The organism is Intrasporangium sp., assembly GCF_032907665.1.
GTDB lineage: Bacteria > Actinomycetota > Actinomycetes > Actinomycetales > Dermatophilaceae > Intrasporangium.
In genome coordinates this window covers 7,485-22,566 of the sequence record NZ_JAJJPG010000056.1, presented here as the reverse complement: position 1 = coordinate 22,566, position 15,082 = coordinate 7,485, and the positions used below count along the sequence as shown (strand labels likewise).

Annotated in this window: 13 protein-coding genes and 1 other RNA gene; 9 read left to right on the top strand and 5 right to left on the bottom strand. The window is 70.7% G+C overall.

Going from position 1 to position 15,082, the window contains the following annotated elements:
- Positions 1 to 728 (top strand): ribonuclease H (locus LOY02_RS10180; RefSeq protein WP_317182243.1); only part of this gene is annotated, 728 nt, incomplete at its 5' end.
- A 309-nt stretch (positions 729 to 1,037) separates the two neighbouring features.
- Here LOY02_RS10180 and LOY02_RS10175 read toward each other — a convergent pair.
- Positions 1,038 to 1,790 carry a YaaA family protein gene (locus LOY02_RS10175; protein ID WP_317182242.1) on the bottom strand — a complete coding sequence of 251 codons (753 nt, stop codon included), beginning with the start codon at positions 1,788 to 1,790 and terminating at the stop codon, positions 1,038 to 1,040.
- A gap of 48 nt (positions 1,791 to 1,838) precedes the next feature.
- Here LOY02_RS10175 and LOY02_RS10170 point away from each other — a divergent pair, with 48 nt between their 5' ends.
- Positions 1,839 to 3,278 (top strand): RNB domain-containing ribonuclease, encoded by a 1,440-nt coding sequence (locus LOY02_RS10170; protein WP_317182241.1) that lies wholly within the window; start codon positions 1,839 to 1,841, stop codon positions 3,276 to 3,278.
- 33 nt (positions 3,279 to 3,311) lie between these two features.
- On the opposite strand, the gene LOY02_RS10165 is transcribed toward LOY02_RS10170, so the two are convergent.
- Positions 3,312 to 4,034: a hypothetical protein gene (locus LOY02_RS10165; RefSeq protein ID WP_317182240.1), complete on the bottom strand. Its 723-nt coding sequence runs from the start codon at positions 4,032 to 4,034 to the stop codon at positions 3,312 to 3,314.
- Between the two features lie 190 nt (positions 4,035 to 4,224).
- Here LOY02_RS10165 and rnpB point away from each other — a divergent pair.
- The 4 genes from rnpB to LOY02_RS10145 all read left to right on the top strand — a co-directional run bounded on the left by rnpB (position 4,225) and on the right by LOY02_RS10145 (position 8,172).
- Positions 4,225 to 4,594: RNase P RNA component class A (gene rnpB, locus LOY02_RS10160), an RNA gene on the top strand.
- 330 nt (positions 4,595 to 4,924) lie between these two features.
- Positions 4,925 to 6,025, top strand: a complete 1,101-nt coding sequence (locus LOY02_RS10155; RefSeq protein WP_317182239.1) for an alpha/beta fold hydrolase — start codon at positions 4,925 to 4,927, stop codon at positions 6,023 to 6,025.
- Between the two features lie 146 nt (positions 6,026 to 6,171).
- Positions 6,172 to 7,233 (top strand): methyltransferase domain-containing protein, encoded by a 1,062-nt coding sequence (locus LOY02_RS10150; protein ID WP_317182238.1) that lies wholly within the window; start codon positions 6,172 to 6,174, stop codon positions 7,231 to 7,233.
- 267 nt (positions 7,234 to 7,500) lie between these two features.
- Positions 7,501 to 8,172: a hypothetical protein gene (locus LOY02_RS10145; RefSeq protein ID WP_317182237.1), complete on the top strand. Its 672-nt coding sequence runs from the start codon at positions 7,501 to 7,503 to the stop codon at positions 8,170 to 8,172.
- 62 nt (positions 8,173 to 8,234) lie between these two features.
- Here the strand turns inward: LOY02_RS10145 and LOY02_RS10140 are convergent, their stop codons facing one another.
- Positions 8,235 to 8,840, bottom strand: a complete 606-nt coding sequence (locus LOY02_RS10140; protein WP_317182236.1) for a YdeI/OmpD-associated family protein — start codon at positions 8,838 to 8,840, stop codon at positions 8,235 to 8,237.
- A 176-nt stretch (positions 8,841 to 9,016) separates the two neighbouring features.
- Here LOY02_RS10140 and LOY02_RS10135 point away from each other — a divergent pair, with 176 nt between their 5' ends.
- On the top strand, positions 9,017 to 12,538 hold the full coding sequence (locus LOY02_RS10135; protein WP_317182235.1) for an ABC transporter ATP-binding protein: 3,522 nt from the start codon (positions 9,017 to 9,019) through the stop codon (positions 12,536 to 12,538).
- A gap of 31 nt (positions 12,539 to 12,569) precedes the next feature.
- On the opposite strand, the gene LOY02_RS10130 is transcribed toward LOY02_RS10135, so the two are convergent.
- The gene (locus tag LOY02_RS10130; RefSeq protein WP_317182234.1) at positions 12,570 to 13,268 is read right to left on the bottom strand and encodes an aminoglycoside phosphotransferase family protein; all 699 of its coding nucleotides are present in this window, start codon (positions 13,266 to 13,268) and stop codon (positions 12,570 to 12,572) included.
- Positions 13,269 to 13,499: 231 nt separating this feature from the next.
- Here LOY02_RS10130 and LOY02_RS10125 point away from each other — a divergent pair, with 231 nt between their 5' ends.
- Positions 13,500 to 13,784 (top strand): hypothetical protein, encoded by a 285-nt coding sequence (locus LOY02_RS10125; protein WP_317182233.1) that lies wholly within the window; start codon positions 13,500 to 13,502, stop codon positions 13,782 to 13,784.
- A 258-nt stretch (positions 13,785 to 14,042) separates the two neighbouring features.
- Complete coding sequence (locus tag LOY02_RS10120; RefSeq protein ID WP_317182232.1) at positions 14,043 to 14,432, top strand: DUF5655 domain-containing protein; 390 nt, start codon at positions 14,043 to 14,045, stop codon at positions 14,430 to 14,432.
- Here the strand turns inward: LOY02_RS10120 and LOY02_RS10115 are convergent.
- The gene (locus tag LOY02_RS10115) at positions 14,380 to 14,985 is read right to left on the bottom strand and encodes a dihydrofolate reductase family protein (protein ID WP_317182244.1); all 606 of its coding nucleotides are present in this window, start codon (positions 14,983 to 14,985) and stop codon (positions 14,380 to 14,382) included. The two genes, LOY02_RS10120 and LOY02_RS10115, sit on opposite strands and share 53 nt — an antisense overlap.
- Positions 14,986 to 15,082: the final 97 nt, after the last annotated feature.

Sequence of the window (15,082 nt, the reverse complement as noted above, 5' to 3'; positions counted from 1 at the left end):
AGCAGATGTCGGGCCGGTGGAAGGTCAAGCACGAGGACATGCGGCGGCTCGCGGCAGAGGTGCGCGCCGTGCTGCGCGGCATCGAGGCGGCTGGAGGGACCGTCGACTTCGAGTGGGTCCCGCGGGACCGCAACCGGGCGGCCGACCTGCTCTCCAACGAGGGCATGGACGGGCACTCGGTGCGCCGCACGCCGTCGACCGAGCCGCTGCCGTCCGACGTCGAGATGCCAGAGCTCGCGGACGCCCCGGATGCCCCCGACGACGAGGCGGAGCGGCAGGACCTTCGTCTGCTGCTCGTCCAGGAGCCCTCGACCGAGGGCGCCGTCGACCGCATCGTCGCCGCGACCCGCCACCTGCTCGACTCGGACAGCCGCGTCATCAGCTCCCCTGACCCCATGGCGCAGCAGGCCGCTCGCGCCGTCGCCGACGCAGTGGGCGCGGAGGTCGAGGTCTCGGCCGACTGGGCCGCCGATGCCGGGAAGGCTGGGAGCCAGCCCGCCGACGCAGCGAGCTCAGCGGCATACGGGCGCCTGAGGCGTAGCGGCGGCACGGTCGTCGTCGTGACCTCACGGCGCGGCATCGTCACGGTGCTCGCGGAGGTCCTCGGGCTGGGGCCGGAGCGGTTCTGGAGTCTCGCGACCGCACCGGGCAGTCTCACCGGGGTCGAGGTGTGGGCGGACGGCACGGCATCGGTCGCTTTCACCAATCGGACGGACCATCTCGCCTGATGGGCGCTGTGCGTTACTCGCACGCTTGAGCTATGCGGTGTGACGCTGGGGGAACCGTCGTGACCTTCGAGATCGACGGCGGCAAGTCGGACGCGTTCGCGGTGATGAACGCCCCCACCCTCCTGAAGTCGAGTGGCCCCAAAAGCCGGGTCGAGTGGCCCCAAAAGCCCCGTCGCGTCCGCATTTGGGGCCACTCGACTGGGTGGGCCTTGCGTTTGGGGCCACTCGACTGGGTGGGCCCGGCGTTTGGGGCCACTCGACTGGGTGGGCCCGGCGTTTGGGGCCACTCGACCGGGGGTGGGGGGCGGCTCAGGGGCGCGGGCTTGCCGCCAGCTGCCACGGGTGCCCCGGGCGCTCCGGCTCGGTGATCCGCACGTCGAAGGCGTCGGCCAGGATCTCCACGAGGTCCTCGGGGTGGCGCGGCCGCGCCGCCGACTCGACCAGGTGCCGGGCCACGAGCCCCCGAGTGTGCTTGGCCATGTGCGACGCACCGGGCACGGTGATCAGGACTCGGCGCTCGGCCAGTGCTCCCTTGGGCTTCCACATCGACACATAGGTGCCCGACCGGCAGTCGACGATGACGCGCCGGGCGCGAGCCTCCTGCTCGAGGACCGGCGCGAGCACCGGGCGCCACGCCTGCGTGGCCTCGCCCAGGTCGGGCAGGTGGACGCAGGGGTGGAGCCGGTAGGCCGGGATGCGGTCGGTGGGCCGCAGCGCTCCGAACATGGCCGTGAGGATGACGATCCGGCGGTTGGCTCGCCTCTTCGCCGCGGCGTCGAGGGAGGGGAGGTCGAGCGCACCGTAGAGGACACCGCTGTAGACCTCGCCCGCCGGCGCCGTGGCGGCGGTCAGGAGGCGGGTGTTGCGGGCGACCTCCTCGACGAGCCGCGGGCTCACCATGAGCCGGCGGTGCGCATCGGGCCCCCTGCTGAGCTCCCCGACCCGGTCGATGACGGCTGCGCGCATCTGCGTCAGCTCCGGGAACGACAGTGTCGCGAGATCGAGCGTCCGACCACGGCGACGCTGGGTCTTGCCCTCGGAGGGGGGCAGGAGGATGAGCACGCCGCCAGCCTAGGCCGCGGCCGGGGCCCCGCTGCGTAGGGTGGCGCCATGGCCAAGCGACACATTGTCTATCGCCGCACCGAGCCGCCGGGCGGTGCCGGAGTCACCCTCGCAGCTCGCTTCGAGGCGATCCGCACCGAGTTCGACGTGTCGGAGACGTTTCCCCCGGATGTCATCGCCGAAGCCACCCGCGCGGCGGACGGGCCAGACCTGCCCGCCACGGACGCCACGGACATCCCGTTCGTCACCATCGACCCGCCGACGGCGACGGACCTCGACCAGGCCATGCACATCGAGCGGCACGGTGACGGGTACCGCGTCCGTTACGCCATCGCCGACGTCCCCGCCTTCGTGCGGCCGGAGGGTGCGATCGACGCCGAGTCACGTCGCCGCGGCCAGACGATCTACTGCCCGGACAAGCGCGTCCAGCTCCACCCGAGCGAGATCAGTGAGGGCGCAGCCAGCCTGCTGCCGGGCGAGGTGCGGCCGGCTTTCGTCTGGGACATGGTGCTCGCCGCCGATGGCGAGGGGATCGATGTCAGCGTGGCGCGGGCGATGGTTCGCAGCGTGCGGCGCTACGACTACGTGGAGGTGCAGAACCTCGTCGACGACGGCTCGGCGGAGGATGTGCTGTTGCTTCTCAAGGAGGTGGGGGAGCGGCGAATCGCCCTGGAGCGCGAGCGCGGTGGCGCCTCTCTCCCCATGCCGGAGCAGGAGGTCGAGGAGGACGGGAAGGGCGGGTTCAGCGTCAGCTTCCGGCCGCTGCTCGCCTCCGAGGACTGGAACGCACAGATCTCCCTGCTCACCGGCATGGGCGCCGCGGACCTCATGCTCCGCGGCAGGGTGGGCATCCTGCGCACGATGCCCGACCCCGACCCGCGGGACGTCAAGCGGTTCAGGAGACAGGCGTCCGGCGCCGGCATCCCGTGGCCGCAGGGCCTCGCCTACGGGGAGTTCCTCCGCACCCTCGACCGGACCAACCCGCGGCACCTGGCGCTGATCCACGAGGCGACGTCCCTCTTCCGGGGGGCTGGGTACACCCCCTTCAACGGCGCCGCCCCCAAGCAGCCGCACCACTCCGCCGTCGCCAATCCCTACGCCCACGTGACGGCCCCGCTGAGACGCCTCGTCGACCGCTTCGGCCTCGTCGTCTGCGAGGCCCTCTCGGCTGGGGTGGCGGTGCCGCAGTGGGTTCTGGAGGCGCTGCCGGCCATCCCGGAGATCATGACCACCTCGGACCGCACGGCGGGCGGGGTGGAGCGTGCGTGCACCGACGCCGTCGAGGCTGCTGAGTTGCGGTCGCACGTGGGGTCGACCCTGGAGGGCGTCGTCGTCGACCAGAACGACAAGGGTGTCGTCGTGCAGCTCATCGACTTCGCCGTGGTCGCGAAGGCGAGCGGGCAGGCAGCTGAGGGCAGGACCGTCCAGGTCCGCGTCGACGCCGCCGAGATCGAGACGGGCCGGCTCGAGCTCAGCGTCGTCGCCTGAGTGCCCTCCCGACGGGTCGGGGCCGTATGCCGCTCAGCCGGCCGGCGTCGGCGTGCTCGGCGGGTCGGCCGGCTGGGTCGGGGTCCCCGTCGTGGCGGGGTCGGTGGGAACCGACTCCGTCGCACTCGGGGCGGCAGGGTCCGGCGGATCGGTCGTCTCCGGGACCGGCTCGGCCACACCGGCCGGGTCCGGCGGGGACGACCCGGCCGGCGCTGGGAGGGTCGGCTCCGGTGTCACCTGTGGATCCGTTGCCGCCGGCGTGCGACCCTGCTCGGCGCCCGTGGGTGCCCCCGGATCGAGCCGGCTCGTGGTCTGTCGCGTGCCCAGGGAGGTGCCCGTCACGTCGGTGCCGGTGGCCAGCTGAAGGCCCGTGAGGAACGCGGTTGCCACCGCGAAGAGGACGGCGGCCGCGGCGAGGAGGCTCCGTGCGGGGCGGACGCGAGCATTCGGCCCGTCCGGCGGAGCAGGTGCCGGCACGTGGTGCAGACCTGCACGCCGTTCTCGCGGGGGGAGCTTCTGCCATCGCAGGGCCTCGTGCGCGCGGACCATCGACATCGTGTAGAGGTTCGCCGCGACAGCGCTGACGACCGAGCCGACAGCGGCGCCGGTGATCGTGCCGACGAGGCCGAGGCGCGAGCCGAGCGCGGCGGCCGTCGCGGCTGCCATCGAGCCGGCAACGAGCTGGGTCGGGGAGAGGTCGAGCAACGTCGCTCTGTGGGTGGTGGGGGCAGCGTCGGTCTTCAGTTGCTCGCTCATGTCCTGGTGCGGTTGCGGTCAGCGGTCTCCCCGGGATGACGAACGGCCCCCACTCTTCGTTGACCGCCCGGCGCGGTTGTGAGGCACGTCACGCCCGCTGGTGTGGGGGCCGACCGCCCAGCCACCCGCTCGAGGCAGATGCGGGGGGTGGCGAGCCCAGCGGCATACGGCATCTATCATGGGAGATGGATGAGTCGGCCAGGCGGCCGCGTCAGGAGGAGACTCCTGCCGAGGAACGTCCGGGCTCCGAAGGGCAGGGTGGTGGCCAACAGCCACCCGGGGTGACCCGCGGGACAGTGCCACAGAAAACAAACCGCCAGCCTCGGCTGGTAAGGGTGAAACGGTGGTGTAAGAGACCACCAGCGCCCCAGGTGACTGGGGCGGCTCGGTAAACCCCACCCGGAGCAAGCCCAGACAGCGCACGTTCGAGACCGGCCCGGTCGAGTGCGCGGGTAGGGCGCTGGAGCCGGTCAGCAATGGCCGGCCGAGATGGATGGCCGTCACCGCGTCACCGGCAACGGGACGCGGGACAGAACCCGGCGTATCGGCCGACTCATCCACTTTCGGCCAGGGCGTGGGCGACGTCGCCTTTTGGCGAACGCCAGGTCTTGCCATCTCCGTGCGCGGTGGTCGTAGCCGGGACTTCTGCCGTCGCATACAGCACGCCGTGACAGAGGGACAGCCAGGGAGGCGGAGGCATGGACCCCGTGTCCGGTCTCCGAGCGTCCCGTCCAAGGCAGGTCCGAGGACGTCGGCCGGCTCTCCAGCTTCTTGACCTACCCGCAGTTCACCTGGGAGCACCACGTCGGGCTGGCCGTCGACCACGCTCTCATCGAAAAGTTGGGGCCTTTCGTCACGCATCGTCCGGTGCTGCTCACTACGCTTGGCCGATGGAGCAGCAGATCCGGTTCTGCCGCGCCGAGGACGGGGTGCGGTTGGCCTATGCGACCCATGGGCGAGGCTCGCCCTTGGTGAAGGTCGCACACTGGTTCACCCACGTCGAGCTCGACTGGCTCAGTCCGTTGTGGCGGCACTGGTGGGTCGCGCTCGGCCGCATGCACCGGGTGATCCGGTACGACCAGCGCGGGTGCGGGTTGTCGGACCGTGACCCCGACCGGCTCGACCTTCAGGCACTGGTGGGGGACCTCGCGGCAGTCGTCGACGCAGCGGGGCTGGAGAAGGTCTCGTTGCTCGGCATCTCGCAAGGCGGTCCGGTGGCGATCACCTACGCCCTCACGCACCCGGAGCGCGTCGACCGCTTGGTGCTCTGCGGTTCATACGCGCGGGGGCGTCTTCGGCGCAACCCGTCACCGCGCCAGCGCAGGGAGGCGGAACTGTTGCAGAGCATCGCCCAAGTGGGCTGGGACGCCGACACGCCGGTCTTCCGGGACGTCTTCTCTGGGATGCTGGTCCCGGAGGCAACGGCCGAGCAGCGTGCGTGGTTGGAGCAGCTGATGCGGGCCTCGGCCACACAGGCGATCGCCGCACGGGTGCGGGCGGTGTGGGACGAAATCGACCTGACCGGGCGGATCGGATCTCTTCAGGTGCCGACGCTCGTGGCTCATGCCAACGGCGACCGAGCAGTGCCTGTGGAGGAGGGCCGGCTGCTGGCCGCCGAGATCCCCGGAGCCCGGTTCCTGCCGCTCGAGGGCCGCAACCATGCGCTCCTCGAGACAGAGCCCGCGTGGCACCAGTTCGTCGCTGAGATGTCCCGCTTCCTGGGCGGGCCATACGACGAGGCCCTGCACGTCGATCGGGACGGCGCGGCCAGCACACCCTGTGCCGACCCGCACGGCCTCACCGAGCGGGAGCTCGAGGTGCTCCGGCTCGCGGCCACCGGGCTGACCAACGAGACAATTGCCGACGAGCTCGTACTCAGTCCCCGCACGGTGGAGCGCCACCTCTCCAACGCGTACGCCAAGTTGGGCCTGTCCGGCCGCACCGGTCGCGCCGCGGCCGCAGCGTACGTGAGTAGGTTGGATAGCCGGTAGGCGCGGCCCGTCCGGGACTACGTGCTGCCCGACAGGACAAGGCCGGGACGTGCGTGCTCACACCGATGCCGTGGAGAGTCGACGCGCCTAGCGTCATGGGGGTCCTGTCAACCGACCACACGGTCCAGCAGCGCTGGGAGTGCCCCATGACGCCAGTCGACGCTTCACGTGCCGAGGCCTTCATCTCTGCCGTTCAGGCCGGCCTTGCCGCCACCGCCACGACGGTGATGACCCACCTCGGGGACCGGCTCGGCCTGTACCGAGCCCTGGCGCAGGGGCCGGCGACCCCGGGAGAGCTCGGCTCCCGCACCGGGTGTGCGGAACGCTATCTCCGTGAGTGGCTCGCACAGCAGACAGCTGCGGGCGTCCTGGACCACGACCCGACCACTGGTCGGTTCTCACTGCCGGCTGAGCACGCCCCCGCTCTTGGGTGCGGACCTACCGATGCATCGTTCATGGGCGGGTTCGCCGTGTTGACCGCCCTGGCCGGCGAGACGGACAGGCTGGCCGACGAGTTCCGTTCTGCCCGAGGCATCCCCTGGGGAGAGCACGGCCCGACGCTGCACCAGGGCGTCGCAGAGTTCTTCGGGGCCGCGTACGAGCGCAGCCTCATCTCCGAGTGGATACCCGCACTCGGCGTCGAGAACGCACTGGCCCACGGCGCCCGGGTCGTCGACGTGGGCTGCGGCCAGGGTGTGACCACTGTCCTTCTCGCCGACGCGTTCCCGCGCTCGACCTTCGTCGGGATCGACTCTCACGAAGCCTCTCTCGCGGCCGCTCGTCAGCGAGCCGTGGAGGCCGGAGTCGCCGAAAGAGTCAGCTTCGAGCTCACGAATACGAGCGCGCTGCCGGACGGCCCGTTCGACCTGATCTGGTTCTTCGACGTCCTGCACGACCTCGGCGATCCGGTGACGGCAGCGGCAGCGTCTCGTGAACGGCTGGCCGAGGGCGGCATCGTGGCCGTGGTCGAACCATTCGCCGTGGACCCGCCAGAGGCGAACATCCGCGAGAACCCGGCCGCACTGCTCCACTACACGGCCTCCACGTTCATGTGCGTACCACACTCCATGTCAGAGCCGGGCCAGGCAACGCTTGGGGCTCAGGGTGGGCCGGCCGGTATCACCGACGTCCTCCACGAGGCGGGTTTCGCGAACGTCCAGCAGGTCACGTCCACACCGCTGCACGCCGTCTACGCCGCGCGAGTCTAGGACAACCTGAGAGCCGCAATCGCACGTAGCGGGCCGAGCAGCCTGACCAGTGCAACACCTGTCGGATTCAAGACCGCGATGTCGGCCAGTGGGAAAGTAGCCCCGCTCACGACCGATGTGGCAACTGTGGCGCCACGGACACGCGTCGCAGCACAGCCTGGCTCGAAGGCTCCGACGACTGGTTCAAGAGTCGGGGACGGCGCGCACCGGAGAGCCCTCGAGGATATGAGGACGATTCCGTCTGAGGAGCGTTGGTAGGTTGCTGGGGTGTCGCCCGACGCCATGCTGCTGCCGAGCCCACTCTTGCCGGCGAGCGTCTATCTCGACGTGCTCAGCGCCTTGCGTGAGCGCGGCTGTCACTGCGCACTGGCGGACGCATCCGACCCCCGGTCCGGTGACCAGCTCATCGATCGCTGGGCGGCGGCCGCGTCGCCCGGCATGAAGCTCATCGCGCACAGCAACGCCGGCTACCTCGCCCCAGGGGTCCGATCGGCCATCGGATCAGCTCAGCTGGTGCTGTTCATGGACGCAGCTCTCCCTCCCGTTGAGGGAGATACCCGGCCCGCGCCTGAGCGGTTCCTGTCCGAGCTGGCCTTGAAGGCCGACCGGCCCTCTGGCCTGCTCCCGCCATGGACGCGCTGGTGGCCCCGGGATGTGATGGCCGGAGCCATCCCGGACGAGGTGTTCGAGCAGGTTGACGCGGAATGCCCGCGACTGCCGCTGAGCTACTTCGAGACGAGCGTCCGCGTCCCTCCCGGTTGGGCCGGCGCCGCCAACTGCTATCTCGCGTTCGGCGATACATACGCCGACGAGCTCTCCTTCGCCCGAAGCATGCACTGGCCCGCAGCGCAGATTCCAGGCGGTCATCTCGCCTTCATGAGGGACCCGTCAGGAATCGCCCACCAGATCGTGGATCTGATGGGCACCGCCGATCCGTAGCGCTCCCAGCGACAAGCGATCCCATTGCTGCAGATCAGTTCACGCGGTTGTCAAGTGGCCGACTATGGCGAGTTCGGAGGCCTTGCCTTCTGCGGGTGGATCGTCTCGTGGCGGGCCAGCATGGCGACGAACTCGCCGATCTTTCGCTCTCGGGTCTGCGCCCGTTTGACGGCATTGACGCGGTAGATGAGAGCGAACCGGTTGGCCTTGGTGAGTACGTCGAACATCGCTTGGGCGGCCGGGACGGCAGCGATGGCGGCGAGGAGGTCGGCCGGTGCCTCGGCTTCCGACGGCGGGGCGTAGGCGGTCGTCCACCGCCCGTCCGCTTTCGCCGCGTCTACAGCGGCGCGGCCTGGGGGCAGCATTCGCCCCTGTGCTTCCAGCCGGGCCACGTGGGCGGTGTTGCGTTGTGACCAGGTGCTGCGAGGTCTACGAGGGGTGAACCGGATCCAAGAGGTCTCCTGATCCCGCTTCCGGGTCTGGCCGTCGATCCAGCCGAAGCACAGGGCCTCGTCGACCGCCTGCTGCCACGTCAGTGTGGTGACTGCGCCGCCCTTCTTTGTCAGGGCCAGCCAGACGCCGGGCGACGTGGCGTGGTTGGCCGACAACCACGCGCGCAGCGCCTCGGCGTCCGCGACGATCAACTCGTCCAGCTCGGCGCTCGCCATGACGGCAGGCTAGCCGATGCGACGTTGCGGCAGCCCCTGCCTGTTGGCCAGCTGGACCCACCGGGCTGCCGATGCACCGGCCGCCCCGCCGAGTTGGGGGCGGAAGCCCCCGGGGCTGACAGGAAAACGGCAGGCGGCCGGTCGGTGGTCGTCGCTAGCGTGTGGTGATTGTGACCATGACCACGGTGGCAGATGGCGAGACCCGAGGCACTCTTCACGACGGGGCCCCTCGGGCTGCCGGCCTGCCGCCGACTCGGATCCCCGTCGACTGGCGCCGGGTCCGTCGTCCGCTCACGGTCGTGTGCTTCGCGATGTCCCTGCTCGGCGCGGTCGCGGCCTCCCTCGGGTCGATGGTCGCGGGCAGGCTCGCCGAGCAGGCCACCTCGACGTTGGTGATGCTGCTGGCGCTGTGCGTCGTCGGCGGGGCGGTCATCGACACCGCCGCCAAGACGATCTGGGCGATGGTGTGCGACCGTGCCGAGGGCACGTTGCGCGCCGACCTGCTCGACGCCGCGATGGCGCAGCCGCTGTCCGAGCTGTCCGAGCAAGCCGTGGGCGAGGTCCTGGACCGCATCGACGACGACACGTGGGAGGTCGGCCAGCTGATGCGCTGGGGCGTGTGGCAGGCCGTGCGCACCTTCCTCGCGTCGGGCCCGTTGTGGGTCGTCGCGAGCCTCGCATGGTGGCCTGCAGCGTTCCTCTTCCCACTCACGGGGTTCGCGACGTACTGGGTCGTCCGCAGGCTGTTGCCCCAGGTCGCCGAGCGCAAGGTGGTCGAGGAGGCGGCGTGGACCGACCATGCAGCCGCCACGGAGGAGGGGATCGCCGCCCGCGACGACCTGCGGACAGCCCTGGGCCAGGCGCACGTGCTGCGTCGCAACGCCCGAATGGCGGCTCGGGTCCATGCCGCTCTCGACAGGGTGCTGCAGGTCGAGGTCCGGATCACCAGGCGCAGCGGCGGGCTGCTCCACGGCGCGCTGGCGGGCGTGGCGGTCGTCGGCACGGCCCTCGTGGTGGCCGACGATCTGTCGACCGCCCGGCTGGTCACCCTGTTCCTCGTCACGACGATGTTCGTCGGCGGCGTCGACATGTTGGCCCGTCATCTGCCCGACCTGCAAGAGGGCTTCGGCGCCGTCCTGCGGTTGCGGGCGATGCTGGCCTCTCCGGCAGAGCCGACCGGCGGGCTCCCGCTGCATGACGGCCCCCTCGACGTGGAGTTCCGCGACCTGGCGTTCAGCTACGGCACGGGCACGTTCGCGCTGCGGGACGTCAACCTGGTCGTCCCGGCAGGGCACACCTGCGCGCTCGTCGGACGCACCGGCTCCGGCAAGTCCACCCTCGCCTCGCTGCTGTCGCGAGCTGTTGAGCCGCCGCGTGGCACCGTGCTGCTCGGGGGCACAGACGTCTGTGACCTCGACCTGCAGCAACTGCGCGCCGCGGTCGGCGTCGTCACCCAGCGCACCGAGGTGCTCGCGGGCACCCTGGCCGAGAACATGACGCTCTTCGGTGACGTGCCGCGCGCCCGCGTCGAGGCCGCGGTGGCGGAGCTGGGCCTCACCGAGTGGGTGGCCGGGCTGCCGGACGGTCTCGACACGATGCTCGGCCCGGGCGGCACGACCCTCTCGGCCGGAGAGGAGCAGCTCGTGGCATTCGCGCGACTGCTCGTGCGTGACGTGCGCGTCGTCGTGCTGGACGAGGCCACGGCCCGCATGGACCCGGTCACGGAGGCGCGGGTGGTCCGGGCCGCGGACCGGCTGATCTCGGGGCGCACCGGGATCCTCGTCGCCCACCGCCTCTCGACGACCGAGCGAGCCGAGCACGTGGCCGTTCTCGAGGCGGGTCGCATCATCGAGCAGGGGCCACGCCGCCGATTGGTCGACGGGGACGGACCGTTCCGTCGACTCCTCGATGCGGCCGCCCACGAGGTGGCCGTCGAGGAGCACCACCACGAGGATGCCGCGATCGGCTCGGTGCGTCGCAGCACCACCCCGCCGCCGCCTCCGGCGCTGGCTCCGAGCCCGAGCCTCGCGCGGCAGGTGCTCCACACCGTGCGCATCCAGCCCCAGTGGGGGCTGCTGGGCGCCTCCCTCTTCCTGCTCGCCTCACTCACCGGGGCGTTCGGCGCAGTCACCGGCTGGATCTGGGGTCTCGTCGTCACCGCGCTGCAGGCCGGGAAGAATCCCGGCTGGCTCACCGCAGCGCTGGTCGCCTCACTCGTCATCGGCCCGCTCTTCCTCTCGCAGGCCTTCCGCACCTATCCCCACTGGTGGATCGAGGTTCGGCTGCGGGTGCGCGCTGCGGTGCTCGCGGGCCAGACCGCGCAGCGTCGACTCGTGCGCACGCCGCCTGGCGAGGTGGTTGCGCGCACCATGGACGCCGATCGCCTCGCCCGCTACACCGACCGGTGGGTCGACTTCGTCAACGGTCTCGTCGTCGCCTCGATGACAGCCCTCATCGCCGGCACCTGGCTCGCCGGCGCGGTCCTCCTCGTGGTGATGGTTGCCTCGGCGCTCGCCTCGACCTTGGGCCGGCCGGTGGCGGGGCGCTCGGCAGCGGCCGCCTCGACGGCCCGGGCCGACTTCGGGCGATCACTGGTCTCGGCGCTCGAGTCCATCCGCACGGTCAAGCTCGCCGCTGCCACTCCACAGGTGCACCAGCACCTGCGCCAGGTCGACGGAGGCCGAGTCGACGCGGCGGTCCGCGAGCACCGGGTCCAGGCCCTGCTCGACGGCGTGCCGATCGTCATGGTCCAGTGCGGGGTCGTCGCCGCCTGGGCGGGTTTCCTCCACGGCACGTGGCCCCTCGCCACCACGCTGCTCGTCGCCAACGCCGTCAGCGGCTTCGACTGGTTCGGCCGGGTCGCGGGGTCGGTCGTGACCGAGGCGCCCGGCGTGCGGGCATGGATGGACGCCACGAGCGAGCTCGCTGGTGGCGGCGACCTCATGGACCTGCCGCCGGGTTTGGACCTGGTCCACGGCACCGCCGACGAGCCGGAGCCGGGGCCGCGTGAGCCCTTGCGAACCCTCAGCCTGCAGAGCCTCACCGCGGTGCACGACGACGGCACCATCGGCGTGCAGGACGTCGACCTCACCGTCGAGGCGGGCGAGCTCGTGCTCCTGCTCGGTCAGGTCGGCTCGGGCAAGTCCAGCCTGCTCTCCTCGCTGGCCGGGCTGACCTCCCACACCGGCCAGGTGCTCTGGAACGGCCGCGCCCTGGCCGAGGCGGAGCTCGAGCTGCGGCCCGGTCGCGTCTCCCACATCGCCCAGGTGCCGCGGGTGCTGTCTGGCACCTTCATCGACAACATCGCCCTCGACCACGCCGACCGACAGGTGGAGCCCGCACTCGCGACGGCTCGGCTGGAGCGGGACGTCGCCGAGGCCGGCGGGTCGCAGGCGGTGGTCGGCCACCGAGGGGTCCGGCTCTCCGGTGGGCAGGTGCAGCGGGTGGCCCTCGCCCGAGCGCTCGCGTGCGAGGCGGACCTGCTGCTGGCCGACGACGTGTCCTCGGCGCTCGATGCGGCCACCGAGATCGAGCTCTGGGCCGCATTGCGCGCCACTGGGGCAACGGTCATCGGCGCGACCAGCAAGGCGGCCGCGCTGGCCCAGGCCGACCGGGTCGTCGTCCTCGACGGTGGTCGAGTGGTCGAGACCGCACCGTGGCGCGAGCTGTCTGGCAGGTGGGGCCACCTCGCTGGGTGAGGCTCCTGCCGTCACGGCGCGTGCGGGCGACTCACATCTGGGACCTCAGCACGTCGACCTCGCAACCCGGTGAGGACGGGTCGAAGCCGTGCGCGACGAGCCACCGGATCGACGTCAGGCTGCGCAGGGACCACCAGGCGCGGATCACATCGAGGTCGACGTCCACGCCGTAACCAGCGACGACATCACTGAGGTGCTCCGGGTGGCCGAGCGTGAGGATGGCGAGGTCGTACAGGGCGTCGCCGCGACCCGCCTCGGACCAGTCGACCACGCCGGTGATCTCGTCACCGTCGACGAACACGTGGGCAACCTGCAGGTCACCGTGTGTGAACACCGGTGTCCACGGTCTCAGGGCCGCCTCGGCGATCCGGCGGTTGCGCGTGACCAGGTCGGCGGGAACGACACCGTTCGCCAGGAGCCACGTGCATTCGCTGTCGAGGCTCGATGCCGTCTCATCGAGGCTCACCCCGGGCCACGGTGGCAGCGGCGCCTCGTGCAGCCTCCGCACAGCGGCGCCTGCCGCGGCCCACGCCGCCGCCGATGCGGTTGACGGCTCGCCCAGGCGACCGAGCGCCGTCCCCCGGAGAGCAGCGAGGGCCAGCACGGGCGGCTTCCGCCACAGCACCGCTGGAGTCGGAATCGGCGCCAGTGTCATCGCCTGGACCTCGACGTCGGTGCGCGACTGGTCAGCGTCGATCTTCAGGAACACCTCGCCGACGCGGAGAGTCACGCGCTCGTGATGGGCCACAACCATCTCGACCTCATCCACATCGGTCAGTGTCGCGCACGGGACCTCGAGGTCCCCACCGATTTGTCGGGCGCGACTCGAGCAGAGACTGAACCAACCCTGGAGCCTCCTGGCGGCTGGCTGCCCGCACAGTCTGTTGGTGGGCGCCCGCACAGTCTGTTGGTGGGCGCCCGCACAGCCGGTCTGTTGACCACGCCGACGTAACGTGTCGGGATGATGTTCAGTCGAGACCTGCGCGACGCGGTGGCACGGGGTGAGATCACGGTCTCGATCCGGCTCTGGAGCCGCCCGAGAGTGAAGGCGGGTGGCCGTTACCCCACTGCGGGCGTCGTCATCGAGATCGACTCCCTCGAGCTGCTGCCCTTCTCCGCGCTGACCGACGGCGACGTGCGAGCCTCTGGCGAAGCCGACCGTGAGGCTCTCCGTGATCGTGCCGCTCACTCGGGACCGATCCACGACGACACCTTGGTCTACCGCGTCGAGTTCCACGTGGTGTAACCGTCAGTGTCGGTGGGATGAGGGCATGGCTCTCGGGACCATCGCCTCTGGTCACGGTGCGTCGCGCCTCGCACATTGGCATCGAGTGCCGAAGGGTGACGCCACCGTCACGTCCCAGGAGAGGGTGGGGTGGCGTCGCGGGGAAGGACGACGATGGGTGTCGCCAACACAGCATCAGTGCCACGAGCGGCGGCGTGGCAGTGTCCCAACTGCCATCGGAGCTTCCGACGATCGAGGCAACCGCACAGCTGTCGGTCCGTGAGCCTGGAGAGCCATCTTCGCGACCGTGACCTGCGAGCCCTTTTCGACCACCTCGTCGACGAGGTGAACCAGACGGTGGGGCAGTGTCAGGTGCTGTCGTTGCCCTGTTGCATCCATCTCGTCGGAGACCATGACTTCCTGGCCGTACTCCCCAAGCGGGATCGCCTGGAGATCCGGTTCGCCCTGAGACGTCAGCTCACGAGTTCCAAGGTGACGCGATCCGCTCGCATCAGCAACACGTCATACAAGCACAGCGTCGATGTGCGGACGACTGCGGACATCGACGACACCCTGCTCGGCTGGGTCCGTGAGGCCTACGAGCTCGACGGGACCCTCAGTCGAGGGCGTACTGCGGCCGGCCGGCCGGCCGGAACACCTGGAGGGTGATCCCCTTCGGGAAGACTCGCGATTCGACCAGGTCGAGCGCGACATCCGGACCGGAGTCGGGGAACAGCCGGGTGCCCTGGCCGACGACCACCGGGCAGACCAGCAGGATCAGCTCGTCGACGAGGTCCTTCTGGAGCAGCCAGCGGGTCAGGGCACCGCTGCCGTGCACCTGCAGCTCACCGCCCGGCCTGGTCTTGAGTTCGGCGATAGCCGCCGCGAGGTCACCGGAGAGGATGGTGGTGTCCGCCCAGCGAGCCTCCGTGAGCGTGTTCGACGCGACGTACTTGGGCCGCGTGTTCAGTGCGCCGACGATGGGGTTGTCCAGGTCTTCCCGCACCCCCCAGTAGCCCGCGAAGAGCTGGTAGGTGCGTCGTCCGAAGAGGAACGCTTCAGCGCGCTGGTACACCTCGTTCACGTACGTCATGGCCTCGTCGTCAAAGAGCGGCCTGGCCCATCCGCCACGCTCGAACCCAGGGTCCAGGTCCGGATGCCGGCCGCCGTTCCCCTGCGCCACGCCGTCGACGGAGACCTGTGTCGTCGTCGTCAGTTTCATGAGCACGTGCCCCTTCTCATCAACAGGTGCCCCCCGTGGGCAGCCTCCTACCCCTACGACGAGCACGTCCGCACAGATCGGACACTCGCCGACCGGC